The organism is Paraburkholderia rhizosphaerae, from assembly GCF_004366595.1.
GTDB lineage: Bacteria > Pseudomonadota > Gammaproteobacteria > Burkholderiales > Burkholderiaceae > Paraburkholderia > Paraburkholderia rhizosphaerae.
The window spans coordinates 142103-164873 of sequence record NZ_SORE01000009.1 but is presented as its reverse complement, the minus strand read 5'-3'; the positions used below and the strand labels follow the sequence as shown (position 1 = coordinate 164873).

General features: G+C 62.7%; 21 protein-coding genes, 1 other RNA gene and 1 pseudogene. 12 read left to right on the top strand and 11 right to left on the bottom strand.

Going from position 1 to position 22771, the window contains the following annotated elements; all coding sequences use genetic code 11:
- The first annotated feature begins 85 nt into the window (after window positions 1-85).
- Window positions 86-1696 carry an FMN-binding glutamate synthase family protein gene (locus BX592_RS14040; RefSeq protein WP_134192390.1) on the top strand — a complete coding sequence of 537 codons (1611 nt, stop codon included), beginning with the start codon at window positions 86-88 and terminating at the stop codon, window positions 1694-1696.
- Window positions 1697-1812: 116 nt separating this feature from the next.
- Here the strand turns inward: BX592_RS14040 and BX592_RS14035 are convergent, their stop codons facing one another.
- Window positions 1813-2424, bottom strand: a complete 612-nt coding sequence (locus BX592_RS14035) for a glutathione S-transferase C-terminal domain-containing protein (RefSeq protein WP_134192389.1) — start codon at window positions 2422-2424, stop codon at window positions 1813-1815.
- A gap of 302 nt (window positions 2425-2726) precedes the next feature.
- On the opposite strand from BX592_RS14035, the gene BX592_RS14030 reads away from it, so the two are divergent.
- The 8 genes from BX592_RS14030 to ruvB all read left to right on the top strand — a co-directional run bounded on the left by BX592_RS14030 (window position 2727) and on the right by ruvB (window position 11304).
- Window positions 2727-4172 (top strand): aminopeptidase P N-terminal domain-containing protein, encoded by a 1446-nt coding sequence (locus BX592_RS14030; RefSeq protein WP_134192388.1) that lies wholly within the window; start codon window positions 2727-2729, stop codon window positions 4170-4172.
- Window positions 4169-5509, top strand: coding sequence for a UbiH/UbiF/VisC/COQ6 family ubiquinone biosynthesis hydroxylase (locus BX592_RS14025; protein WP_243849538.1), 1341 nt, complete (start codon window positions 4169-4171; stop codon window positions 5507-5509). Before BX592_RS14030 ends, BX592_RS14025 begins: the two co-directional genes overlap by 4 nt.
- Window positions 5510-5790: 281 nt before the next feature.
- On the top strand, window positions 5791-6855 hold the full coding sequence (gene dusB / locus BX592_RS14020; protein WP_134192387.1) for a tRNA dihydrouridine synthase DusB: 1065 nt from the start codon (window positions 5791-5793) through the stop codon (window positions 6853-6855).
- Window positions 6852-7085, top strand: a complete 234-nt coding sequence (locus tag BX592_RS14015) for a Fis family transcriptional regulator (RefSeq protein WP_075158126.1) — start codon at window positions 6852-6854, stop codon at window positions 7083-7085. The genes dusB and BX592_RS14015 overlap by 4 nt, the downstream gene beginning before the upstream one ends.
- A gap of 44 nt (window positions 7086-7129) precedes the next feature.
- Window positions 7130-8695, top strand: a complete 1566-nt coding sequence (gene purH / locus BX592_RS14010) for a bifunctional phosphoribosylaminoimidazolecarboxamide formyltransferase/IMP cyclohydrolase (RefSeq protein WP_134192386.1) — start codon at window positions 7130-7132, stop codon at window positions 8693-8695.
- A 143-nt stretch (window positions 8696-8838) separates the two neighbouring features.
- The gene (ruvC, locus tag BX592_RS14005; RefSeq protein ID WP_134192385.1) at window positions 8839-9381 is read left to right on the top strand and encodes a crossover junction endodeoxyribonuclease RuvC; all 543 of its coding nucleotides are present in this window, start codon (window positions 8839-8841) and stop codon (window positions 9379-9381) included.
- Between the two features lie 147 nt (window positions 9382-9528).
- On the top strand, window positions 9529-10110 hold the full coding sequence (gene ruvA / locus BX592_RS14000; protein ID WP_134192384.1) for a Holliday junction branch migration protein RuvA: 582 nt from the start codon (window positions 9529-9531) through the stop codon (window positions 10108-10110).
- Between the two features lie 120 nt (window positions 10111-10230).
- Window positions 10231-11304 carry a Holliday junction branch migration DNA helicase RuvB gene (ruvB, locus tag BX592_RS13995; RefSeq protein ID WP_134192383.1) on the top strand — a complete coding sequence of 358 codons (1074 nt, stop codon included), beginning with the start codon at window positions 10231-10233 and terminating at the stop codon, window positions 11302-11304.
- A 12-nt stretch (window positions 11305-11316) separates the two neighbouring features.
- On the opposite strand, the gene BX592_RS13990 is transcribed toward ruvB, so the two are convergent.
- Genes BX592_RS13990 through tyrS form a run of 3 tightly spaced genes read right to left on the bottom strand, consistent with a single transcriptional unit; the run spans window position 11317 to window position 13788 of the window.
- Entirely contained in the window at window positions 11317-11988 is a 672-nt protein-coding gene (locus tag BX592_RS13990) for a histidine phosphatase family protein (protein ID WP_134192382.1), read from the bottom strand.
- Window positions 11989-12029: 41 nt separating this feature from the next.
- Window positions 12030-12488, bottom strand: coding sequence for a D-aminoacyl-tRNA deacylase (dtd, locus tag BX592_RS13985; RefSeq protein ID WP_134192381.1), 459 nt, complete (start codon window positions 12486-12488; stop codon window positions 12030-12032).
- A gap of 58 nt (window positions 12489-12546) precedes the next feature.
- Window positions 12547-13788 carry a tyrosine--tRNA ligase gene (tyrS, locus tag BX592_RS13980; protein ID WP_134192380.1) on the bottom strand — a complete coding sequence of 414 codons (1242 nt, stop codon included), beginning with the start codon at window positions 13786-13788 and terminating at the stop codon, window positions 12547-12549.
- 278 nt (window positions 13789-14066) lie between these two features.
- Here tyrS and BX592_RS13975 point away from each other — a divergent pair, with 278 nt between their 5' ends.
- Window positions 14067-15206, top strand: a complete 1140-nt coding sequence (locus tag BX592_RS13975) for an anhydro-N-acetylmuramic acid kinase (RefSeq protein WP_134192379.1) — start codon at window positions 14067-14069, stop codon at window positions 15204-15206.
- A gap of 128 nt (window positions 15207-15334) precedes the next feature.
- On the opposite strand, the gene erpA is transcribed toward BX592_RS13975, so the two are convergent.
- The 3 genes from erpA to rplM all read right to left on the bottom strand — a co-directional run bounded on the left by erpA (window position 15335) and on the right by rplM (window position 16785).
- A complete protein-coding gene (gene erpA, locus BX592_RS13970; RefSeq protein WP_134192378.1) occupies window positions 15335-15700 on the bottom strand; it encodes an iron-sulfur cluster insertion protein ErpA in 366 nt (121 codons plus the stop codon).
- A gap of 252 nt (window positions 15701-15952) precedes the next feature.
- Complete coding sequence (gene rpsI / locus BX592_RS13965; protein WP_134192377.1) at window positions 15953-16345, bottom strand: 30S ribosomal protein S9; 393 nt, start codon at window positions 16343-16345, stop codon at window positions 15953-15955.
- 11 nt (window positions 16346-16356) lie between these two features.
- Window positions 16357-16785, bottom strand: coding sequence for a 50S ribosomal protein L13 (gene rplM, locus BX592_RS13960; protein ID WP_134192376.1), 429 nt, complete (start codon window positions 16783-16785; stop codon window positions 16357-16359).
- A gap of 720 nt (window positions 16786-17505) precedes the next feature.
- Between rplM and BX592_RS13955 the strand changes: the two genes are divergently transcribed.
- Window positions 17506-17928, top strand: a complete 423-nt coding sequence (locus BX592_RS13955; protein ID WP_134192481.1) for an OsmC family protein — start codon at window positions 17506-17508, stop codon at window positions 17926-17928.
- Between the two features lie 89 nt (window positions 17929-18017).
- Here the strand turns inward: BX592_RS13955 and rnpB are convergent.
- The 3 genes and pseudogenes from rnpB to pyrC form a co-directional block, all read right to left on the bottom strand.
- Window positions 18018-18430: RNase P RNA component class A (gene rnpB, locus BX592_RS13950), an RNA gene on the bottom strand.
- Between the two features lie 57 nt (window positions 18431-18487).
- Window positions 18488-19156, bottom strand: a pseudogene (locus BX592_RS13945) (DUF3025 domain-containing protein); the annotation flags it as partial.
- A gap of 318 nt (window positions 19157-19474) precedes the next feature.
- Window positions 19475-20581 carry a dihydroorotase gene (gene pyrC, locus BX592_RS13940; protein WP_134192375.1) on the bottom strand — a complete coding sequence of 369 codons (1107 nt, stop codon included), beginning with the start codon at window positions 20579-20581 and terminating at the stop codon, window positions 19475-19477.
- Between the two features lie 270 nt (window positions 20582-20851).
- Here pyrC and BX592_RS13935 point away from each other — a divergent pair, with 270 nt between their 5' ends.
- Window positions 20852-21766: a class II glutamine amidotransferase gene (locus tag BX592_RS13935; RefSeq protein ID WP_134192374.1), complete on the top strand. Its 915-nt coding sequence runs from the start codon at window positions 20852-20854 to the stop codon at window positions 21764-21766.
- 45 nt (window positions 21767-21811) lie between these two features.
- Here the strand turns inward: BX592_RS13935 and BX592_RS13930 are convergent, their stop codons facing one another.
- On the bottom strand, window positions 21812-22738 hold the full coding sequence (locus BX592_RS13930) for a transporter substrate-binding domain-containing protein (protein WP_134192373.1): 927 nt from the start codon (window positions 22736-22738) through the stop codon (window positions 21812-21814).
- Window positions 22739-22771 lie beyond the last annotated feature (33 nt).

The following is a 22771-nucleotide window of genomic DNA, read 5'->3' as shown; positions in this document are numbered from 1 at the left end:
CGCTCCATGCCCTAACCCCGCGGCGGTTCCGTTCGCGATGCGACGAACGATCCCGCCGCGGCGCATTCACTGCAACGGAGTCCCCATGTTTTCTCGACGTTATCTGGCGATGTGGTGCGCGGTGCTGCTCACCGTGGCCTGCGCGGCGCTCGCCGTCACCGCGCACATCGCATGGTTCTGGCTGATCGTGCCCGCGCTTTTCGTGGTACTCGGCGCATGGGACCTGACACAGCATCGGCACGCGATTCTGCGGAACTATCCGCTGTGGGGCCACTTCCGCTTCATGTTGGAGTTCATCCGGCCGGAAATCCGCCAGTACTTCGTCGAAGACGATACCGAGGAAAGACCGTTCTCTCGCGCGCAGCGCAGCATCGTCTACCAGCGCGCGAAAAACGAACCCGATAGCCGCCCCTATGGCACCGAAGTCGACATGAAGGCGGTCGGCCACGAATGGATCAGCCACTCGCTTGCGCCAACGAAGCTCGACGATCACGACTTCCGCATCGTGGTCGGCGACGAACGGGAGCAGCCGTACTCGATGTCGATCTTCAACATCTCGGCGATGAGCTTCGGTTCGCTGTCGGCCAATGCGATCCGCGCACTCAATCTCGGCGCGAAGAAAGGCGGCTTCGCGCATGACACCGGTGAAGGCTCGATGTCGCAGCATCATCGCGAGCATGGCGGCGACATCATCTGGGAAATCGCGTCCGGCTACTTCGGCTGCCGCAACGAAGACGGCAGCTTCAACGCCGACAAGTTCGCGAAGCAGGCGCGCGAGCCACAGGTGAAGATGATTGAAATCAAGCTGTCGCAGGGAGCGAAGCCCGGTCACGGCGGCGTGTTGCCGGCCGCGAAGATCACCCCAGAGATTGCCGAGACGCGCGGCGTGCCGATGGGCCGCGATTGCGTGTCGCCGGCATCGCATTCCGAGTTCTCGACGCCGCGCGGCCTGCTCGAGTTCGTCGAGCGGCTGCGCAATCTGTCGGGCGGCAAGCCGACCGGATTCAAGCTGTGCATCGGACATCCATGGGAGTTCTTCGGCATTGCGAAAGCGATGCTGGAAACCGGCATCCTGCCGGACTTTATCGTCGTCGACGGCGCGGAGGGCGGCACCGGCGCGGCGCCGCTGGAGTTCACCGATCATATCGGCGTGCCGCTGCAGGAAGGCCTGCTGCTAGTGCGTAACACGCTGGTCGGCATCGGGCTGCGTCACCGCATCCGCATCGGCGCGAGCGGCAAGATGATCACCGCGTTCGATATCGCGAAGACGCTCGCGATCGGCGCGGACTGGGTCAATGCGGCGCGCGGCTTTATGTTCGCGGTCGGCTGCATCCAGGCGCAGACCTGCCATACCGGCCGCTGCCCGACCGGGGTTGCAACCCAGGACCCCGTGCGTCAGCGCGCGCTGATCGTGCCGGACAAGTCCGATCGCGTGTTCAACTATCACCACAACACGCTGCATGCGCTGCAGGAGATCGTGCAGGCGGCGGGGCTGCGGCATCCGTCCGATTTGCGGCCGCATCATATCGTGCGGCGCGTGTCGTCGTACGAAGTGCGGTTGATGTGCGATCTGCTGAAGTACCTCGAGCCGAACGATCTGCTCAACGGCAACTACCGCTACACGCTGTATGAGAAATGGTGGCCGGTCGCGCGCAGCGATTCATTCACGCCGGAAGTGACAAGCGTCGAGGCTTGAGGTCGAAGCCCGAAGGATGTGCAGTCGCATGCCGCCGCGCATGCTGCTGCGCGGTGCGGTTGCGCATGCGGCAGGCGCGCTGTCGCGCGCGCCTTGTGCTGATATGAATCTGCGGCTCAGGCCGCCAGCACCGTGTCGATAAACGATTGCCGCTGCGATAGCTTCTGGTAGTGCTTGTCCAGATTCGGATGCGACTCGCGCCAGTTCAACTCAGGCGTTCTGAAGTCGAGATAGCCAAGCGCGCAGCCGACCGCGATATCCGCCAGCGAGTAGCGATTGCCGGCGCACCACGCGTTGCTGCCAAGCCCCTGCGACATCGCGACGAGGCCTTCATCGACCTTGCGGCGCTGACGCGCCAGCCATTTTTCGCTGCGCTGCTCCGGCTCGCGCAGCACGCCTTCGAGACGCACCAGCACGGCGGCGTCCATCATGCCATCCGCCAGCGCCTCCCAGCAGCGCACTTCGATGCGCTCGCGCCCCGGCTGCGGGATCAGCTTGCCGACCGGCGACAGCGTGTCGACGTATTCACAGATCACGCGCGAATCGAACACGGCCTCGCCATCCTCCATCACGAGGCACGGCACCTTGCCGATCGGGTTGAACGTGTGGATCGTCGTCTCGTCGGACCATACGTTGTCGAGCACCAGCTTGTAATCGATCTTTTTTTCTGCGAGCACGATCCGCGCCTTTCGGACGAATGGGCTCGACAGTGAACCGATGAGTTTCATCACTTCTTCTGCCTTTTCTTGGACTGGGCGAAAGTATACGTGGAATAGCGATGTTTCAAACGGTGTCGAAGCATCCCGCAAGCAGCGCCGGTGCTGCGTGTGGGCGGTTTGCAACAACGCGGCCGCATGCGGCAACGCGTCGCGCAAGCCTCGCGGACCGACTGCGGCCGCGCTTGCGCGATGTATCGCGATCCGCAATCCGGTGCCGCATCGGCGGGCTGCGGCACGCGGGTCGCCCGGCCGGTGGCGCCTCGCGTCGGCCTTTCGCGTTGCGGTTTCATATTGGGCGCTACAATCGCACGATGAACCTGCCGACCGAATCTTCTCTCGATCCGACAGCGGCCGTCGCCGTCTATCGTCAGCGGCGCGAGCGCGTGCTGGCCGCACTGCGAGCCGCCGGCGGCGGTGTCGCGATCGTGCCGACCGCGCCCGAAGTGCTGCGCAACCGCGACGCCGACTATCCGTACCGGCACGACAGCTATTTCTATTACCTGACCGGCTTCACCGAGCCGCAAGCGTTGCTCGTGCTGGACGCGAGCGCGGCCGCCGATGCGCCCGCGTCGGTTCTTTTTTGCCGCGCGAAGAACGTCGAGCGGGAGACCTGGGAAGGATTCCGCTACGGGCCGGAAGGCGCACGCGACGCATTCGGCTTCGACGCCGCCTTTGCGTTCGACGAGCTCGACACGCAGATGCCGCGCATCATCGCGGACAAGCCCGCGCTGCACTATGCGTTGGGCGCGTCGCCGGAGCTTGACGCGCAGGTTCGCCAGTGGCTCGATGCGGTGCGCGCGCGTGCCCGTAGCGGCGTGCTCGCGCCGACCGCCGTCCACGACCTGCTGCCGCTGCTCGACGAAATGCGGCTCTTCAAGGACAGCCACGAGCTTGCCGTGATGCGCCGTGCCGCGCACATCTCCGCGCTTGCGCATTGCCGCGCGATGGCCGCGTGCCGGCCCGGCATGCACGAGTACGAGCTGGAAGCGGAGCTGCTGTACACGTTTCGCAAATATGGCGCGCAAGCGCCGGCCTATGGGTCGATCGTCGCGGCGGGCGCGAATGCGTGCGTGCTGCACTACCCGGCCGGCAATGCGATCGCGCGCGACGGCGATCTGATCCTGATCGATGCCGCATGCGAACTGGACGGCTACGCATCGGACATCACGCGGACCTTCCCCGCCAATGGCCGGTTCAGCGCCGCGCAACGCGAGCTGTACGACATCGTGCTCGCCGCACAGCAGGCCGCGATCGATGCGACACGCGCCGGAGTCGCGTTCAATGCGCCTCACGAAGCCGCGGTGCGGGTGCTCGCGCAAGGGCTGCTCGATACCGGCATCGTCAGCCGCGAGCGCTTTGCCACAGTCGACGATGTGATCGAGCAACGCGCTTACGCGCGCTTCTACATGCATCGCACCGGGCATTGGCTCGGGATGGACGTGCACGACTGCGGCGATTACCACGACAGACGGGCTGACGCGAACACGCCCGTGGACGCGCAACGGACACTGCCATCGCGCATGCTTGCGCCGTCCATGACGCTGACGATCGAGCCGGGCCTCTACATTCGTGCCGCCGAAGACGTGCCCGAGAAGTACTGGGACATCGGTATTCGGATCGAAGACGACGCGGTCGTCACCGCGACCGGCTGCGAGTTGCTGACGCGTGACGTACCGGTCGCCGCCGATCAAATCGAAGCGTTGATGCGGGACGCGCGGACGCGGGACACGGCGCTCGCCGCGCGCGGGGCGGCATGAGCGGATCGACTGTGGATCAGACGCGGCAGATGAAAGGAGCGCAAGCCGGCGGATCGTTGTGTGGGTCCCCGCAACAGGAACAGCAACACCGCGAGCGCGCCGATGCGACGGCGCTCGCTTCCCGGACCGGCGCGCGGCCCGGTTCGAATCGCCTGCACGACGAGCGGCAGGGCGAGCCATTCGATTTCGACGTGACGATCGTCGGTGCGGGCCCGGTCGGGATGGCGCTGGCTGGCTGGCTCGCGCGGCGCAGCGCGACGCGAACGTTGTCGGTCGCACTGATCGACGCCCGCGAACCGGAGGATGCCGCATCCGATCCGCGTTCGATCGCCGTGTCGCAAGGCAGCCGGATGATCCTCGAACCGCTGCGCTGGCCAGCCGACGCAACCGCGATATATCGCATTCACGTATCACAGCGTGGGCATTTCGGGCGCACCCTGATCGATCACACCGAACACGGCTTGCCCGCGCTTGGCTACGTGCTGCGCTACGGTTCGATCGTGCATTCGCTCGCTCAGGTGGTGCACGCGACGCCTGTGCACTGGTTCAAGTCGACCACCGCGCAAACACCCGTGCAGGAGAACGACGGGGTTACGCTGCGCATTGACAGCGCCGGCGTGACGCGCACGCTGCGCAGCCGTCTGCTGGTTAGCGCGGAAGGTGGGCTCTTTCACGAGCAGCAGGCCGGTAGCGGCGGCTCGCGCGACTATCGGCAGACTGCACTGGTCGGCACGGTCAGCGTGTCGGCGCCACGGCCGCATGTCGCGTGGGAGCGGTTCACATCGCAAGGGCCGATTGCGCTTCTGCCGACCGGTGGCGTGCGCGGTGCGGACTATGCGCTTGTCTGGTGCTGCGCGCCCGAAGAAGCAGCACGCCGCGCGCAACTTCCCGACGACGCGTTCCTGCAGGAGCTCGGTATCGCGTTCGGCGACCGGATGGGCCGCTTTACGCAAATCAAAGGACGCGCGGCGTTTCCGCTCGGCCTGAATACTGTCGACGCGCTCGTGAACGGACGCGTCGTCGCGATCGGCAACGCCGCGCAGACGCTGCACCCTGTCGCGGGACAAGGCCTGAACCTCGGTCTGCGCGATGCGCATGCGCTGGCCGACGCGCTGTCGCAGCATGGCCCGTCGCCGCTCGCACTCGCTGCGTTCGCGCGCAGCCGCGCGCTCGACCGGCGCTTGACGATCGGCGCGACCGACACGCTTGCACGTTTGTTTACCGTCGATTTCCCCGCACTCGGTTCGCTGCGTGGCCTCGCGCTCACCGCGCTCGAATTCGTGCCGCCGGTGAAAACCGCGCTCGCGCGGCAAATGATGTTCGGGCAACGACGCTAGAAGCGCTCTTCGACGGCGCGCAGGTTGCGGCAAGCGCGATCGGCGGCATTGGCCGCGTCCGCCTGAACGGCGCGTGTGACCCACGCGCCGTTCTGTTCTATGACCAGGCGCAGTTCCATAGAAGATATAACGGGTTATCACGCACTCAACTCTGTCTGGTGACGAGCCGTTAACGTTAAAATAGAAACTTTCCCCTCGCGATCCGCGGTTCCCCATTCGTGTCTCGGCGCCTCTTCGGCGCTGTCGGACAGGGTGGTGCGCCGCGGGCAGTTCTACCGGTCATGCCCGTTATCGGCACGCACAATTTGCGCAACAACCTGTTCGTCGCCCCAATGGCAGGCGTCACGGACCGGCCGTTCCGGCAGCTCTGCAAGCGCCTTGGCGCGGGCTATGCGGTGTCGGAAATGGTCGCATCGAACGCGCAGCTATGGAAAAGCGAAAAGACCATGCGCCGCGCCAACCACGCGGGCGAAGTCGAACCGATCGCGGTGCAGATCGCCGGCGCTGATCCGCAGATGATGGCGGAAGCCGCGCGCTACAACGTCGCGAACGGCGCACAGATCATCGATATCAACATGGGCTGTCCGGCGAAGAAGGTGTGCAACGTTGCGGCGGGCTCGGCGCTGCTGCAGAACGAACCGCTGGTGCAGCGTATCGTCGAGGCGGTTGTGAATGCGGTAGGCGTCGGACCGGATGCGGTGCCGGTCACGCTCAAGATCCGCACCGGCTGGAATCGCGAGAACAAGAATGCGCTGACGGTCGCGCGCCTCGCAGAATCGGCGGGCATCTCGATGCTGACCGTGCACGGCCGCACGCGCGCGGACCTGTATCACGGCGAAGCCGAGTACGAAACGATCGCCGCGGTGAAAGCGGCGGTGGGCATTCCGGTTGTCGCGAACGGCGACATCACGTCGCCGCACAAGGCGCGCGACGTGCTGGCCGCGACCGGCGCCGACGCAATCATGATTGGCCGCGCGGCGCAGGGACGCCCGTGGTTGTTCCGCGAGATCGAACATTTTCTGCAAACGGGCGACCTGTTGCCGGCGCCGCGCATCGATGAAATCCAGCAGGTCATGAACGAGCATCTCGAGGATCACTACGCGTTTTACGGGGAATTTACAGGCGTGCGTACTGCGCGCAAGCATATCGGCTGGTACACTCGCGGCCTTTCCGGCGCCAACGTGTTCCGCCATCGGATGAATACGCTGGATTCGACACGCGAGCAGTTGCTCGCGGTGAATGAATTTTTCGACGCGCAAAAGGCGATTTCCGATCGCCTCGTGTATGTCGAAGACGACACCAATAACAACGGCGAACGGGACCAATCCGACTTATTAGCAGCATGAGCAAGCACAATATCGAACAATGTGTCCGCGACAGCCTGGATATGTACTTTCAGGATCTCGACGGCTCCAACCCGCACGATGTGTACGACATGGTCATTTCGTGCGTCGAAAAACCGTTGCTCGAGGTGGTGCTCGAGCAGGCCGGCGGCAATCAGTCGCTGGCCGCCGAGTATCTCGGCATCAACCGCAATACGCTGCGCAAGAAGCTGCAACAGCACGGTCTGCTGTAGCTCGCGCGCCCTGCCACGCCTTCTTCGGCTTTTCTGTTTTCATCATGATCAAGCAAGCGCTCATCTCCGTTTCCGATAAGTCCGGCATCGTCGATTTCGCGAAATCGCTATCGGCGCTCGGCGTCAAGATCCTGTCGACCGGCGGCACCGCGAAACTGCTCGCGGATGCCGGCCTCGCGGTCACCGAAGTGGCCGACTACACGGGCTTTCCGGAAATGCTCGACGGGCGCGTGAAAACGCTGCATCCGAAGGTGCACGGCGGTATTCTCGCGCGCCGCGACCTGCCCGAGCACATGGCCGCGCTCGAGAAGCACGGCATTCCGACGATCGACCTGCTGGTGGTGAATCTGTATCCGTTCGTGCAGACCGTATCGAAGGACGACTGCTCGCTCGAAGACGCGATCGAGAACATCGACATCGGCGGCCCGACCATGTTGCGCTCCGCGGCGAAGAACCACCGCGACGTAACCGTCGTCGTCGACCCGGTGGACTACACAACGGTGCTCGACGAAATGCGCGCGAACCGCAATGTGGTCAGCTACAAGACGAACTTCCGCCTCGCGACCAAGGTGTTCGCGCATACCGCGCAGTACGACGGCGCGATCACGAATTACCTGACGAGCCTTACCGAAGAACTGCAGCACCGCGACCGCAACGCCTATCCGGCCACGCTCAATCTTGCGTACGAGAAGGTTCAGGACCTGCGTTACGGCGAGAATCCGCATCAAAGCGCGGCGTTCTATCGCGACCTGTCGGTACCGGCCGGCGCGCTCGCAAACTACACGCAGCTGCAGGGCAAGGAGCTGTCGTACAACAACATCGCCGATTCGGACGCTGCCTGGGAATGCGTAAAAACATTCGACGTGGCGGCCTGCGTGATCATCAAGCACGCGAATCCGTGCGGCGTCGCGACCGGCGCCGATGCGAACGAAGCATATGCGAAGGCGTTCCAGACCGATCCGACGTCCGCGTTCGGCGGCATCATCGCGTTCAATCGCGAAGTGGATGAGGCGACCGCGCAAGCCGTTGCGAAGCAGTTCGTCGAGGTGCTGATCGCGCCGGCGTTCAGCAGTGCGGCGCGGCAAGTGTTCGCAGCCAAGCAGAACGTGCGGTTGCTTGAAATCGCGCCCGGAGACGGTCACAACGCGTTCGACCTGAAGCGCGTCGGCGGCGGGCTGCTCGTGCAGTCGCTCGATGCAAAGAACGTGCAGGCGCGCGACCTGCGTGTCGTGACGAAGCGCTACCCGACGCCGAAGGAGATGGACGATCTGCTGTTCGCATGGCGTGTCGCGAAGTTCGTGAAGTCCAATGCGATCGTGTTCTGCGGCAACGGCATGACGCTCGGCGTAGGCGCCGGACAGATGAGCCGCGTGGATTCCGCGCGCATTGCGAGCATCAAGGCGCAAAACGCGGGGCTGTCGCTGAACGGTTCCGCGGTTGCGTCCGACGCGTTCTTCCCGTTCCGCGACGGGCTCGACGTGGTCGTCGCGGCGGGCGCGACCTGTGTGATCCAACCGGGCGGTTCGGTGCGCGACGATGAGGTGATCGCCGCCGCGGATGAACACAACATCGCGATGGTCGTGACCGGCGTTCGTCACTTCCGCCACTAATCTGCGTTGCTGCAGGTGGCGCGCGGCGCGCAGTGCGCGCTGTTCACTACTCGTGCAGCGGACGGCCCGGCAGTTTCACACTGCCGGGCCGTTTTACATCCGATTCGTTGTAGTATCGCAGGCACTGAGTCCGCCCTTCCGATATGAGAATTCTCGGCATCGACCCCGGCCTGCGCGTGACTGGCTTCGGTGTGATCGATCAGTCCGGTCACCAGTTGAGCTACGTCGCAAGCGGCGTCATCAAAACACCCGATGGCGATCTGCCATCGCGCCTCGGCACCATTTTCGACGGCATTTCCACGTTGATTCGCCAGCACGCGCCCGATCAGGCGGCCATCGAGAAGGTGTTCGTCAACGTCAACCCGCAATCGACGCTGCTGCTCGGCCAGGCTCGCGGCGCCGCGATCTGCGGACTGGTGGCAGGCGGCGTGCCGGTCGCCGAATACACCGCACTGCAGTTGAAACAGGCAGTGGTCGGGTACGGGCGCGCCACCAAAGAGCAAATGCAGCAGATGGTCGTGCGCCTGCTAACACTCTCCGGTGTGCCCGGCACCGACGCCGCCGACGCGCTTGGCATGGCCATTTGTCACGCGCATGGTGGCAGCACGCTCAGCACGCTTGGCGGCATTGCACCGGCACTGGCGAAGAAAGGCCTGCGCGTGCGTCGCGGGCGGCTCGTCGGGTAGGCCAAGCGCCGGTTCGCATCGTACGCGCAGGCGGTCGCTGTCCGACGCGTTCACGCCGCTGCGATACGCCCGTTAGAACCTTTCGGCCCGCGCCGTACGCGTGCGCGCTGCGCTACACTCGCGCTTTCCCTCACGATTGAATCGATCATGATCGGTCGCATCGCCGGCGTTCTGCTGGAAAAAAATCCGCCGCACCTGCTCATCGACTGCAATGGTGTTGGCTACGAAATCGACGTACCCATGAGCACCTTCTACAACCTGCCATCGACAGGTGAAAAGGTCGTGCTGCTCACCCAGCTGATCGTGCGCGAGGACGCCCATCTGCTGTACGGCTTCGGCACCGCGCAGGAGCGCGCGACGTTTCGCGAATTGTTAAAGATCAGTGGCATCGGCGCGCGCATGGCGCTCGCCGTGCTGTCCGGTATGAGCGTGCAGGAGCTATCGCAAACCGTCACGCTGCAGGACGCCGCGCGCCTCACGCGCGTACCGGGCATTGGCAAAAAAACCGCGGAGCGCTTGCTCCTCGAACTCAAAGGCAAGCTGGGCGCCGACCTGGGCGCAGCCGCGGGCGCGGCGTCCGCTTCCGGTCATGCGTCCGACATCCTGAATGCGCTGCTCGCATTGGGCTACTCCGAAAAAGAAGCGTTGGCCGCCATCAAGAATGTGCCCGCGGGCACGGGCGTTTCCGATGGCATCAAGCTTGCGCTGAAGGCGCTATCGAAAACCTGATCCTTGAGCGCGGCCAGCGGCGTGTGACAACGAAGCGAAGCATCTCACGCCGCCGCCGCGCGCGCACCCTGGCCGTTCGGCCAGGTTTGTGAACGGGCCGCGCGCGGTACAATGCCCGTCATGATTGAAACCGACAAACTCGCCGCCGAACGCATCATCGCCGCCACGCCCGTGTCGCCGAATGAAGAGGCGTTTGAGCGTGCGCTGCGCCCACGCCAGCTCGACGAATACGTCGGTCAGGAAAAGGTGCGCGGCCAGCTCGAGATCTTTATCGAAGCCGCGAAACGCCGTTCGGAATCGCTCGACCACGTATTGCTGTTCGGGCCACCCGGCCTCGGCAAGACCACGCTTGCGCACATCATCGCGCGGGAAATGGGCGTGAACCTCAGGCAAACGTCCGGGCCGGTGCTCGAGCGCGCGGGCGACCTCGCCGCGCTGCTCACCAATCTCGAAGCGAATGACGTGTTGTTTATCGACGAGATTCACCGGTTGTCCCCGGTCGTCGAGGAAATCCTGTACCCGGCGCTCGAGGACTACCAGATCGACATCATGATCGGCGAAGGGCCGGCGGCGCGTAGCGTCAAGCTCGACCTGCAGCCGTTCACGCTGGTCGGCGCGACCACCCGCGCGGGCATGCTGACGAACCCGTTACGTGACCGGTTCGGCATCGTCGCGCGGCTCGAGTTCTATAACGCCAGCGAGCTCGCGCGCATCGTTACGCGCTCCGCGTCGCTATTGGGTGCGCATATCGTGCCGGAGGGTGCGCTCGAAATTGCCAAACGTGCGCGCGGTACGCCGCGAATCGCGAACCGCCTTCTGCGCCGCGTGCGAGATTTCGCCGAAGTGAAGGCGGACGGCAACATCACAGCGAAAGTGGCTGACGCCGCGTTACAAATGCTCGATGTCGATCCGGTCGGCTTCGACCTGATGGACCGCAAGCTGCTCGAGGCGATCCTGCATAAGTTCGATGGCGGCCCGGTTGGCGTCGACAATCTCGCTGCGGCGATTGGCGAAGAGCGGGACACCATCGAAGACGTGCTCGAGCCGTACCTGATCCAGCAAGGCTATTTGCAACGCACGCCGCGCGGCCGTGTCGCGACGCTGCTCACCTACCGGCATTTCGGCCTTGCCGCGCCGGATTCGTCCAGCCAGGTGCGCGGGTTGTGGGATTCCGATCCCACACCCTGGCGCTAGCGCCGGCGTCACTCAGCGCGCGGCTTGCGGCGATTTGTAGAAGCTGTCGTCGTCGCTGTGTCCATCGAGGTGCTCAACGTCTGCCCAGGACACAACCGTCGCGCCGCCACCGCCGAAATCGACAACATTGACACTCGTGTTGAGTAACGGGTAGTCGCGCGGCGCGTCGAGCGAAATGCCACGCGCGAACCGGTACACGCAGTCGAGCACGCCGCCGTGCGCGACGCATGCAATGCGTCCGTTCGGATGTGCGGCAACGATCGGTTCAAGCGCATGCAGCACCCGGTGATAGAACACACGATGCGACTCACCTTCAGGCGGCGCAAAACCCGGATCGCGCGTTTGCCATTGCGCATATTCGTCGGGAAAACGCTGCGCGATTTCTTCGCTGTCGTGTCCTTGAAACGCGCCGAACGAACGCTCACGCAAGCCTTCGTTTAAAAGCAGTGACATGCCAAGCGCGTCCGCGACCGGTTGTGCGGTCTGCCGCGCACGCTGCAGATCACTCGAATAAATTGCGTCAAGCCGCGCACCCTGCCCGGACTCGTGCGCAAGACGCGCGGCGAGTCGCTGCGCCTGCGCGATGCCGGACGCCGCAAGCGGGATGTCAATATGCCCCTGTATGCGTTTGATGCGATTCCAGTCCGTTTCGCCGTGCCGGATAAAGAGAATTTGCGTGGTCATGAAATTGGACAACCTGATTGGACTAGTCCGCCTGGACAACCCTATGCGCGCGCTTGCAGCCAGAACGTAACCGGCCCGTCATTCACCAGCGACACCTGCATTTCGGCACCGAACTCGCCGGTCTCGACAATCGGATGTTTCGCGCGCGCCGCCGCGACAAAATAATCGAACAGACGCTTGCCTTCGTCGGGGGGCGCCGCCGGCGTGAAACTCGGACGCAGCCCGCTATTCGTGTCCGCCGCCAGCGTGAACTGCGATACCAGCAGCAGACCGCCCGCGCGGCCCGCACCGTCGATGTTCTGCACGTTCAGGTTCATCTTGCCCGCGGCATCGCTGAATACCCGATAGCCAAGCACTTTCGCGAGCAGCCGGTCGGCGATCGCGTCAGTGTCGCTACGTTCCGCGCACACAAGTGCAAGGAGCCCGGCGCCAATCGCACCGGTTACGCGATCTTGCACGCGCACCTCGGCATTTCTGACTCGCTGGATGAGCGCGATCATGCGGCGCCTCGCAATGATGTGCGCAGGCCCTTCGCGGCGCGTTTGATCGTGTTGCGCATTACGCCGAAAGCTTGATACGCGCAAAACGCCGCTTGCCGACCTGCACGACGTATTCGCCCGCTTCGACCTTCAGTGCCTTGTCCGAGATCGTGGTGCCATCGATCTTCACACCGTTCTGCTCGATATTGCGCAGCGCTTCGCTGGTCGACGGCGCGAGCCCAGCCTGCTTCAGCAACTGGCCGATCGCAAGCGGTGCGCCGCTGAGCGTGACGGACGGAATGTCGTCCGGCACGCCGCCTTTCGCGCGATGGTTGAAGTCTTCGAGCGCCCGCTGCGCATCCGCTTGCGAATGGAAGCGCGCGACCACCTCCTGCGCGAGCATCACCTTGAAGTCGCGCGGATTGCGACCCGACTCCGTTTCACGCTTGAAGCCGGCGATCTCGTCCATCGGACGGAACGACAGCAGTTCGAAATACCGCCACATCAAGTCGTCGGAGATGCTCATCAGCTTGCCGAACATGTCAGCCGGCTTCTCGCTGATGCCGACGTAGTTGTTCTTCGACTTCGACATCTTCTCGACGCCATCGAGCCCTTCGAGCAGCGGCATTGTCAGGATGCATTGCTGTTCCTGGCCGTATTGCTTTTGCAATTCTCGCCCGACCAGCAGATTGAACTTCTGGTCCGTGCCGCCCAGTTCGAGGTCGGCATTCAGCGCAACCGAGTCGTAGCCCTGCATCAACGGATACAGGAACTCATGGATCGAAATCGGCACACCGCTTTGGAAGCGCTTCGTGAAGTCTTCACGCTCAAGAATGCGCGCGACCGTGTAGCGCGACGCGAGCTTGATCATGCCGTCCGCGCCAAGCGGCATCGACCACTCGCTGTTGTAGCGAATCTCCGTCTTGTCGCGGTCGAGCACGAGCGACGCCTGGTCGAAGTAAGTCTTTGCGTTCGTTTCGATCTGCTCGCGCGTCAGCGGCGGACGCGTCGCATTGCGGCCGGATGGATCGCCGATCAGTGACGTGAAATCGCCGATCAGGAAGATCACCGTGTGCCCGAGGTCCTGCAGCTGACGCATCTTGTTCAGCACGACGGTGTGGCCGATATGGATGTCCGGCGCGGTCGGATCGAGGCCGAGCTTGATGCGAAGCGGCGTGCCGGTCGCCGCGCTTTTCGCGAGCTTTTGCGCGAATTCCTCTTCGATCAGCAGTTCGTCGACACCGCGCTTCGTGACGGCAAGCGCATGACGGACTTCGTCGGTGATCGGAAAGGCGGGTTTGGACGTGGACTCGGTGCTCATGCTGGAACGGGGAATCGCAAAAAGTGAGATTGTCCCATAGTTGACGCGGATCGCAGCCGTCGCACGCCTGGAATTGCGAGCGTTGGCCGAATGGCCAGGGTTTCAACGCTGTTGAGATGAGGCATGATGCATGCGTAGTACGAAGCGCAGTTGCTCGCATCACCTGTGCTCTTGAGCGCCATTGCGCGACAATCGGGTGAGCGGGCTTGAGCGCGTAGTACTGAACCGCCGCGTACTACGCGGCTTGTTCGCAAACAACGGCCCAAAGGGAGTCTTACGTGGCGAAAGAGGCAGCGGCAAAAGCAGATGGCGTGTACTTCGGACTGATGTCGGGCACGAGTATGGACGGCGTGGACGGCATCGCGGTCGAATTTGCTACTGGGAAAGCGCCTGTCGTCCGCTCGGAGGCGTTCGTGGGCTTTTCCGATACGCTGCGCGACGCGCTCTTCAGCCTGCAACAGCCCGGCGACAACGAGATCGAGCGCGAAGCGCTGGCCGCCAATGCGCTCGCCGCGCGGTACACCGTGTGCTGCCACGAATTGCTTAGAAGCGGCAATCTGTCCGCCGAAGACGTACGCGCGATCGGCGTACATGGGCAGACCGTCCGGCACCGGCCGGAAAAGGGGTATACACGGCAGATCAACAATCCGGCGCTTCTCGCGGAGATGACTCATATCGACATCGTCGCGGACTTCCGTTCGCGTGACGTTGCCGCGGGCGGCCAGGGCGCGCCGCTTGTGCCGGCCTTTCACGCAACCGTGTTCGGTGCAAAAGGCGAAACACGCGTCGTTTGCAATCTCGGTGGCATCAGCAATATCACGATCCTGTCGGCGAACGGCGCGGTGCGAGGCTTCGATTGCGGACCAGCAAACGCGCTACTCGACGAATGGGCTCAACGGCACCTGGGTAAGCCCTTCGATGAGCACGGGCATTTCGCCGCCGGTGGCCAGGTTGATCGCCCGTTATTGCACGCATTGCTCGACGAGCCGTTCTTCGAGCTTCAGCCGCCCAAGAGTACGGGCCGCGATCTCTTCAACCCGGCGTGGCTCGACGCGAAACTGCAGTCGTTCAGTACGGTGCAGCCGGCCGATGTGCAGGCCACACTGACGGCGCTGACCGCGATCACTGTGGCTCGCGAAGTCGAACGCCATGCGCCGGACTGCAAGGCGCTCTATGTGTGCGGCGGCGGCGCGCGCAACGCGGAAGTGCTGAAAGCGCTGCAACGCGCGATGGAGGAAAGCGGAGTAAGCGGCGCGCCGGTGCTCACGACAGACGCGCTCGGCGTACCGCCGCATCAGGTCGAACCGCTTGCGTTTGCGTGGTTGGCAATGCGCCATGTCGCCCGTGAACCCGGAAACTTATCCGCGGTGACGGGAGCGGCGGGAGAGCGCGTGCTCGGCGCGCTCTATCCGCGCTGACTCCGTGCCAATCACGCGCGAACCCATACGCACAAATGGATGCGCGCTGGCGGATGCGCGCTGGCGCGGCACCAATGGAAAACGGGGCCGAGGCCCCGTTTTCATGCGACAAAAACTTGACAATTCGATTACACGGAGAACGACGACCCACAGCCGCACGTCGTCGTCGCATTCGGATTCTTGATCACGAACTGCGCACCGTTGATGTCGTCCTTATAGTCGATCTCTGCGCCGACCAGGTACTGATAGCTCATCGAATCGATCAGCAGCTGGACGCCGCTCTTGTTCATCACGGTATCGTCTTCGTTGATCGCTTCGTCGAACGTGAAACCATATTGAAAGCCCGAGCAGCCGCCGCCCTGCACGAACACTCGCAGCTTCAGCTCCGGATTGCCCTCTTCGTCGATCAGTTGCTTGACCTTCTCAGCCGCTGCGTCAGTAAAAACGAACGGAGCCGGCATTTCGGCTACGGGGGTGTCGGTCACTGCGTTCATGCGAACTCTCCAAAAAAGCCATTAAACGCTATTGTAGGGCCGATCCTGATATCGTGCCGAAGTCCATGAAAACAATAGGTTCTTACGAATAGCCATGGCGCAGAAGCATTCCAGGGCGTTTCGCGACCGGCGTACAAACTGCAAAAGCGAATCGTCGAATAAACAAAAAGCCGCTGACGCACACGGCGACAACGGCTTTTCGAGGCTGACTCCCACCGCGCGAAGCTGCGCGGCAAAGCCGGCGTGAAGCGATTAACGCTTCGAGAACTGCTTCCTGCGGCGTGCCTTGTGGAAGCCGACCTTCTTACGCTCGACTTCACGTGCGTCACGCGTGACGAAACCAGCATTCGACAGCGCCGGCTTCAGCGTCGCGTCGTAGTCCATCAGCGCGCGGGTAATGCCGTGGCGAACCGCACCGGCTTGACCCGTCTCACCGCCACCCGTCACGTTCACCTTGATGTCGAACGTGGCGCCGTGATTCGTGAGTTCCAGCGGTTGGCGCACGATCATCAGCGACGTTTCGCGCGAGAAGTAGTCAGCGATGGGCTTACCGTTGACGATGATGTCGCCCTTGCCTGCCTTGATGAAGACACGAGCAACAGCGCTCTTGCGGCGGCCCGTACCGTAATTCCAGTTACCGATCATGTGGGCTCCCCTTAGATCTCGAGCGCCTTCGGCTGTTGCGCCGAATGCGGATGCGTTGCTTCGGCGTAGACCTTCAGCTTCTTGATCATCGCGTAGCCGAGCGGGCCCTTCGGCAGCATGCCTTTGACCGCCTTCTCGAGCGCACGGCCCGGGAAGCGTTCCTGCATCTTGCCGAACGTCGTTTCATAGATACCGCCCGGGTAGCCCGAGTGACGGTAGTACTTCTTGTCCGTGACCTTATTGCCCGTGACCTTCAGCTTGCCGGCGTTGATGACGATGATGAAATCGCCAGTGTCGACGTGCGGAGTGAACTCAGGCTTGTGTTTGCCGCGAAGACGGCGTGCCACTTCGCTGGCGACACGGCCGAGAACCTTATCCGTCGCGTCAATCACGTACCATTCACGCGTCACCTCACTGGGTTTTGCGGAAAAAGTCTTCATGATCGATCCAAAAAAATTGCAATGCCCAGTGTTGTTCCTGCGTGGATTCGAGTTACTTCCGAATGTTCGTCCGCGTTTTCGTCCGCGTTTTCGTCCGCGTTTTCGTCCACTGTCACGTTTGCCGGGAAGTTCTAGATGCTTCCGTCACGCTATGCAGGCGCTCCCTGTTCTTCTTCCGCGGGCATGAATGCGGAAAAGCTCTGAATTATAAAGGGAATTGTCGGCCGGAGTCAAAACTTTGGCCGCTTCGCCGCACGCGCGCCGCAGTCGGGCGACATGCTGGACGAAAAAAAGCCCGAACCTTGGGTTCGGGCTTAATCCACCTTAGGAGGAGGGTGGAGGAGACATGCGGAGGTGTCCATCGATGCAACTTGATGAGACAACCAATGAGCAGATTATATGAGCGCAGCTTGTGCGACGCAAGAACATTTGTATTGCGAAATTCAATTTCACAATATGACATGTCGATCATCCTCTAAGTGTTTCGAAAAAATTCTTTAAAATCAATGGATAACGCGCGTGAAACGCAGAACTTGCGTGTAAGAAGGTCGATGAGAAACCCTATGGAATCTAGGGAAATCCCGCATAACGCGCTCTGTGATGCACCGCAACATTCGCGGTACAGTCAAGCCCTATGCGAAGCAAAGTAGCTCCGGGCGAACCCCGATTCAGCGGGCTACAATGCGCTCTCGAATTTGCGCCGAATCGGTGGGAGCACACATGGAATGCAAAGTGAACTGGATGGGACCGGACGGAATGGCCTTCGCCGCAGAAACCGGCAGCGGTCATCTGGTCGCGATGGACGGCGCGCCCGAAGGCGGGGGCCGCAATCTGGCACCGCGTCCGATGGAAATGGTGCTGCTCGGAACCGGCGGATGCACCGCGTACGACGTTGTGATGATCCTGAAGAAAAGCCGTCAGGAAATCGCCGACTGCTCGGTGACGCTGAAGGCGGAACGCGCGAGCGAAGATCCGAAGGTGTTCACGAAGATCCACTTCCACTTCACGGTAACCGGGAAAAATCTGAACCCTGCCACCGTCGAACGCGCGATTAACCTGTCGCACGACAAGTACTGCTCCGCGTCGATCATGCTCGCCAAAACGGCCGAATTGACCCACTCGTTTGACATTGTTGACGCCTGATCCGGACGTCCCTGCCGCCGCGACACGCATCGTGCTCGGCAAAAAAGAAACGCAGGCGCTTGTCACAGCGCCTGCGTTTTTTCATTTAGCGGCAAAGCATGCCGATAAGCCGGATTCTGTGCACGCGGCGCGCCCGAAGACACATCGCGCGTGGCAGCCATTCCTCTAGGCGCGCCATTGCTGACGCGCTCAAGCTTCCTACCCGCAGACGGAACGGGGGCCCCGTCCTGCATCGCGAAGATGCGCGCCTGCCTACTTGGAATTGCTCCGGGTGGAGGTTGCCGTGCCGGCTACGTTGCCGCAGCCGCGGTGCGCTCTTACCGCACCGTTTCACCCTTACCTGATCCTGGCTTGCGCCAGGCCATCGGCGGTTTGCTTTCTGTTGCCCTGTTCCGCGTGTCGCCACGGATGGCCGTTAGCCATCACCCTGCCCTGTGGAGTCCGGACTTTCCTCGCCTTCGCCAGCCGTGGCCGGCAAAGCCGCGACTGCCTGGCCTGCTTTGCTGGCCGCGATTTTACCATCGCGGGATCGGGGGCGCTCCGCGCGACGGCCCGCACGGAATACGGATTGATCGTCGTAGAAGGACGGCGCGTCGTTTGCGGGCCACCAACCGGGAATGCCAAGCACCGGCAGCGGCGCGAACACGCGGCCCGTCAATTCGCCCGCGGTCAGCAGTGCGCGGCTGACGGCGTCGTCGAGCCATGCATCTCGCGCCGCGACGTCCGACGCAAAGTAGGCCGCGGGTACCTCGACGATCCACGCATGCGCTGTGCAGGCCTTGTACGGTGCGACTAGTTTTTCGAGCAGCGCGTGACCGAAGCAGCGGACTTCGCACTGCGCGCCCCATGCATCGCGGCGCGCGACGAACAACTCGCGCCAGTCGAATGCGCGCAACGCGGCGGCAAGCGCCCGGTCCGAACACGCAAACAGGACCGCGTTCTCGTCGAATACCGTCAACGCATCGCGCGTGCTACCGCGGGTTGGACCGACGCCCAGCGCATCGATCGCCGCCGTGCCGCGCGCGCTGAGCGCCGCCTTGATCCGCGGAAACTGGAACCACGATAACGCGTTGAAAAAATCGTGAAGATTGTGCCGGGTCGGCACGCAGCCGGTCGCTGCGATGTGCGCTTCGTAAGTCGCGCCGGACGGGAGTTCGTGCTGCGCGATGAATGACAGGCGCGCACCGCGCCCCGTCAGGTGGCCACATTGGAGCGCATCGGCGTTCATCTCCGCGAGCAGCGCAGTTGCGCCTGCCTGCGCCGCCCGTTGCCAGCGTGCGCCGCGTGCAGCGAATTGCGAGAACCATGCGCTCGACCAGTCAATATCGGCAAAGCCCGCCGTGCGGGCCATCGCTTGCGCCGGTGAACCCCGCGCAATTGCGCTATCGCGGCCATCGCCAACCGCAACGGAGGCCGCAACAGAGGCCGCAACGCAGACCGCGTTGAGCGCGGGCTGATTGTCGGCACCACTAGCGGGCATGGCCATCGCGCTTATTCTCATGATCGCGCAACCGCGTATTCACGAGCGAACGTCAAAGCCGCCCGTTCATACGAGCCGCCAGCCGATCGCCTCGCCGGCGCGCAGTGGCACGACCGGCGTATCGCCTGCCTGCACTTCCGCGGGCAGCGTCCACTGCTCGCGACGCAGCGTCACGCGCTCGGCGCTGTGCGGCAACGCGTAGAAATCCGCGCCATGGAAGCTTGCGAAGCCTTCAAGACGATGCAGCGCACCGGCTTTATCAAACGCCTCGGTGTAGAGTTCGAGCGCATGAAGCGCGGTATAGCAACCCGCACAGCCGCACGCATGTTCCTTGAGCCCCTTCGGATGCGGCGCGCTATCGGTGCCGAGGAAAAAGCGCGGATTGCCCGACGTGGCTGCCTCGACAAGCGCGACGCGATGCGTCTCGCGCTTTAACACCGGCAAGCAGTAGTAATGCGGACGAATTCCGCCCTGGAAAATCGCGTTGCGGTTGTACAGCAGGTGGTGCGCGGTGATCGTCGCGCCGAGCAGCCCGGGCGCGGTGTCCGCGTCACGCACGTATTCGGCCGCGTCCTTTGTTGTGATGTGCTCGAACACGACCTTTAGCGCGGGAAAATCGCGGCGTAACGGCGTCATCACCTGATCGATAAACGCTTTTTCACGATCGAAGAGATCAATCGACGGATCGGTGACTTCACCGTGAACCAGCAGCGGCATACCGGTCTCCTGCATCACCTCGAGCGTCTTCGCGCACTTCATCAGGTTCGTGACACCGGCGTCCGAATTGGTCGTCGCACCGGCTGGATACAGCTTCACACCATGCACAAAACCGCTCGCTCGCGCCCGGCGAATTTCGTCGGGCGAGGTGTTGTCGGTCAGATACAACGTCATCAGGGGTTCGAACTTTACGCCCGCGGGAATGGCGGCGAGGATCCGCTCGCGATAGGCGCGCGCCTGCTCGGTCGTCGTGACCGGCGGCTTCAGGTTCGGCATGATGATCGCGCGGCCGAACTGGCGCGCGGTGTGCGGCAACACGGCCGCGAGCATCGCGCCGTCGCGCACGTGCAGATGCCAGTCATCCGGTCGCGCGAGGGTAATGGAATCGACGGGCTGAGTCGCAGCGGACGAAGCTGACGAAGCAGCGGGAGAAGAAGCAGACGATGAGGAGATCATGGCAAAGAATTAACAAACCCTGCGAACAAACCAGGACAACAAACCCGGACAACCGGCAGACGGTCTGCCGTCAAACCGCACAAAGGCTGACGAACCCCGCCGCAAACGGTCGCGAAGAGGCCTGAACACCCGTCAATTTTAATGATTGCCGTGTCGGGTGCGGTGATATGCTTGGAAAACTATCATTGTAACGGCTCGCTCGGCCTCGGCCCTGTCAGATTTGCGTCGAGCCCGCCTTTACACGTTTCAGACGCTTGCCCCTAGCGCATCATGTGCCAACTTCTTGGAATGAACTGCGCCGCACCGACGGATGTCGTGTTCTCGTTCACCGGTTTCGCGGCACGCGGCGGCGTCACCGATCACCACGCCGATGGCTGGGGAATCGCGTTCTTCGAAGACAAGGCATGCCGCCTCTTCATCGATCATCAATCGTCGGCTACATCGCCGATCGCGGAGATGGTCAAGCGCTACCCGATAAAATCGAAGAACACGATCGCGCACATCCGTAAGGCGACCCAAGGGCACATCGTGCTGGAAAACTGCCACCCGTTCCTGCGCGAACTGTGGGGCCGTCATTGGATCTTCGCGCACAACGGCGATTTGCAGAACTACCGGCCCGAGCTGTCGGGTGTCTATCAGCCGGTCGGCACCACCGATAGCGAGCTTGCATACTGTGCGCTGCTGCAAGGCTTGCGCGACGCCTTTCCAGGCCAGCGGCAGCCTGCGCTCGACGAACTCTTCTCGACGCTCGCAGCGCTCACGCGTGAAATCACGCAGTTCGGCGTATTCAACTTTCTGATGTCGAACGGGCAGGCGCTCTTTGCGCATTGCTCGACGCACCTGTACTACCTCGTGCGCAGCTGGCCGTTCTCGACCGCGCATCTCGTCGACGCGGATGTCTCGATCGATTTCGCGAAGTACACGACGCCCGAAGATCGCGTCGCCGTTATCGCCACCCAGCCGCTTACGGACAACGAAGTGTGGACGCGTTTCGCGCCGGGCGACCTGTTGATGTTTCAGCACGGCGAGCTGGTCGCGCAGACGAACGTACCGGTGCCGCAGGAGGTGCTGGAAAAAGCCGCGAAGCCGCTATGCGATGGCACCGCGACGTCGAGCGCATCGATATTGCCCAGCGCCGCGACGCTCGACCTCGAATCCGACGACGCGGCCGCATTCGAATCTTAGAAAGCCGCGCCGTTAGCAGAACCGGCCGCGGCCCAGTGCTGCCGATCAATCGTCCATCGGCTGATCGTTCGGATGCTGGAACACCGCCTTCAGCGCGTCGCTCATCGGCAGGTTCAGGTTGATTCCCTTCGGCGCGATCGGCGACATGAACCACGTCTTGTAAAGCGCCTCACCCTGACCGCTCGTCTCGAGCCGCGCAATCGTGCGATCCGCGATCGCCTTTAACTGGGCCTCACCCTTGGGCAGCATGCACGCGATCGCCTCGTGCGTCTGCGGTTCTCCGGTCACCACATAGTCCTGCGGATTGCGCGCCGTCGCACGCTGGCTCGCGAGCACGTCGGCGTCCATGAAAAACGCGGCCGCACGGCCGGTTTCGAGCGTCATGAATGACCCGCTATGATCGCGCGACGCGATAATCGTGATGTCCGCGTTCTTCTGCTGCACATAGCTGCGCAGATAGCGCTCGGATGTCGTTCCCGCCGTCACCGCAACCGTCTTGCCGTTCAGGTCCTTGAACGAGTGAATGTCAGAGTTCGATCGGGTCAGAAGCCGCGTCTCGGTGACGGAAATCGTGTCGGAGAAATCGACCTGCTGCGCGCGCTCCTTGTTGTTCGTGGTCCCGCCGCATTCGAGATCGATGGTGCCGTTCTGGATCAGCGGAATCCGGTTTTGCGCGTTCACCGCAATCATCTTGACCTGCAGATTCGGTGCATTGATCGCCGACTTCAGTTCCTTGACGATCTCCTGAGCGATGTCCTGCGAATAGCCAATCACCCGCTCGTTGTTGTCGTAATACGAGTAAGGCACCGACGATTCACGGTAGCCGAGCACGATCGTATTGCGGGCCTTGATCGACGCAAGCCGGCCAGTCAGATCCTGCGCGTGCGACTGCAACGCGAAGCAACCGCACAGCAGCAGCGCAAGCACCCGATACGGTATGACGCAACCCGACTTCCTCTGCAGTGTTTTCATTGTTGTCTCCTTCCCGGTGGTGGATAAGGTGCG

Bases quoted from the DNA above. Each gene is read 5' to 3' on its own strand.
- BX592_RS14040 (WP_134192390.1), top strand. From the start codon at position 86: ATGTTTTCTCGACGTTATCTGGCGATGTGGTGCGCGGTGCTGCTCACC.
- BX592_RS14035 (WP_134192389.1), bottom strand. From the start codon at position 2,424: ATGAAACTCATCGGTTCACTGTCGAGCCCATTCGTCCGAAAGGCGCGG.
- BX592_RS14030 (WP_134192388.1), top strand. From the start codon at position 2,727: ATGAACCTGCCGACCGAATCTTCTCTCGATCCGACAGCGGCCGTCGCC.
- BX592_RS14025 (WP_243849538.1), top strand. From the start codon at position 4,169: ATGAGCGGATCGACTGTGGATCAGACGCGGCAGATGAAAGGAGCGCAA.
- dusB (WP_134192387.1), top strand. From the start codon at position 5,791: ATGCCCGTTATCGGCACGCACAATTTGCGCAACAACCTGTTCGTCGCC.
- BX592_RS14015 (WP_075158126.1), top strand. From the start codon at position 6,852: ATGAGCAAGCACAATATCGAACAATGTGTCCGCGACAGCCTGGATATG.
- purH (WP_134192386.1), top strand. From the start codon at position 7,130: ATGATCAAGCAAGCGCTCATCTCCGTTTCCGATAAGTCCGGCATCGTC.
- ruvC (WP_134192385.1), top strand. From the start codon at position 8,839: ATGAGAATTCTCGGCATCGACCCCGGCCTGCGCGTGACTGGCTTCGGT.
- ruvA (WP_134192384.1), top strand. From the start codon at position 9,529: ATGATCGGTCGCATCGCCGGCGTTCTGCTGGAAAAAAATCCGCCGCAC.
- ruvB (WP_134192383.1), top strand. From the start codon at position 10,231: ATGATTGAAACCGACAAACTCGCCGCCGAACGCATCATCGCCGCCACG.
- BX592_RS13990 (WP_134192382.1), bottom strand. From the start codon at position 11,988: ATGACCACGCAAATTCTCTTTATCCGGCACGGCGAAACGGACTGGAAT.
- dtd (WP_134192381.1), bottom strand. From the start codon at position 12,488: ATGATCGCGCTCATCCAGCGAGTCAGAAATGCCGAGGTGCGCGTGCAA.
- tyrS (WP_134192380.1), bottom strand. From the start codon at position 13,788: ATGAGCACCGAGTCCACGTCCAAACCCGCCTTTCCGATCACCGACGAA.
- erpA (WP_134192378.1), bottom strand. From the start codon at position 15,700: ATGAACGCAGTGACCGACACCCCCGTAGCCGAAATGCCGGCTCCGTTC.
- rpsI (WP_134192377.1), bottom strand. From the start codon at position 16,345: ATGATCGGTAACTGGAATTACGGTACGGGCCGCCGCAAGAGCGCTGTT.
- rplM (WP_134192376.1), bottom strand. From the start codon at position 16,785: ATGAAGACTTTTTCCGCAAAACCCAGTGAGGTGACGCGTGAATGGTAC.
- BX592_RS13955 (WP_134192481.1), top strand. From the start codon at position 17,506: ATGGAATGCAAAGTGAACTGGATGGGACCGGACGGAATGGCCTTCGCC.
- pyrC (WP_134192375.1), bottom strand. From the start codon at position 20,581: ATGATCTCCTCATCGTCTGCTTCTTCTCCCGCTGCTTCGTCAGCTTCG.
- BX592_RS13935 (WP_134192374.1), top strand. From the start codon at position 20,852: ATGTGCCAACTTCTTGGAATGAACTGCGCCGCACCGACGGATGTCGTG.
- BX592_RS13930 (WP_134192373.1), bottom strand. From the start codon at position 22,738: ATGAAAACACTGCAGAGGAAGTCGGGTTGCGTCATACCGTATCGGGTG.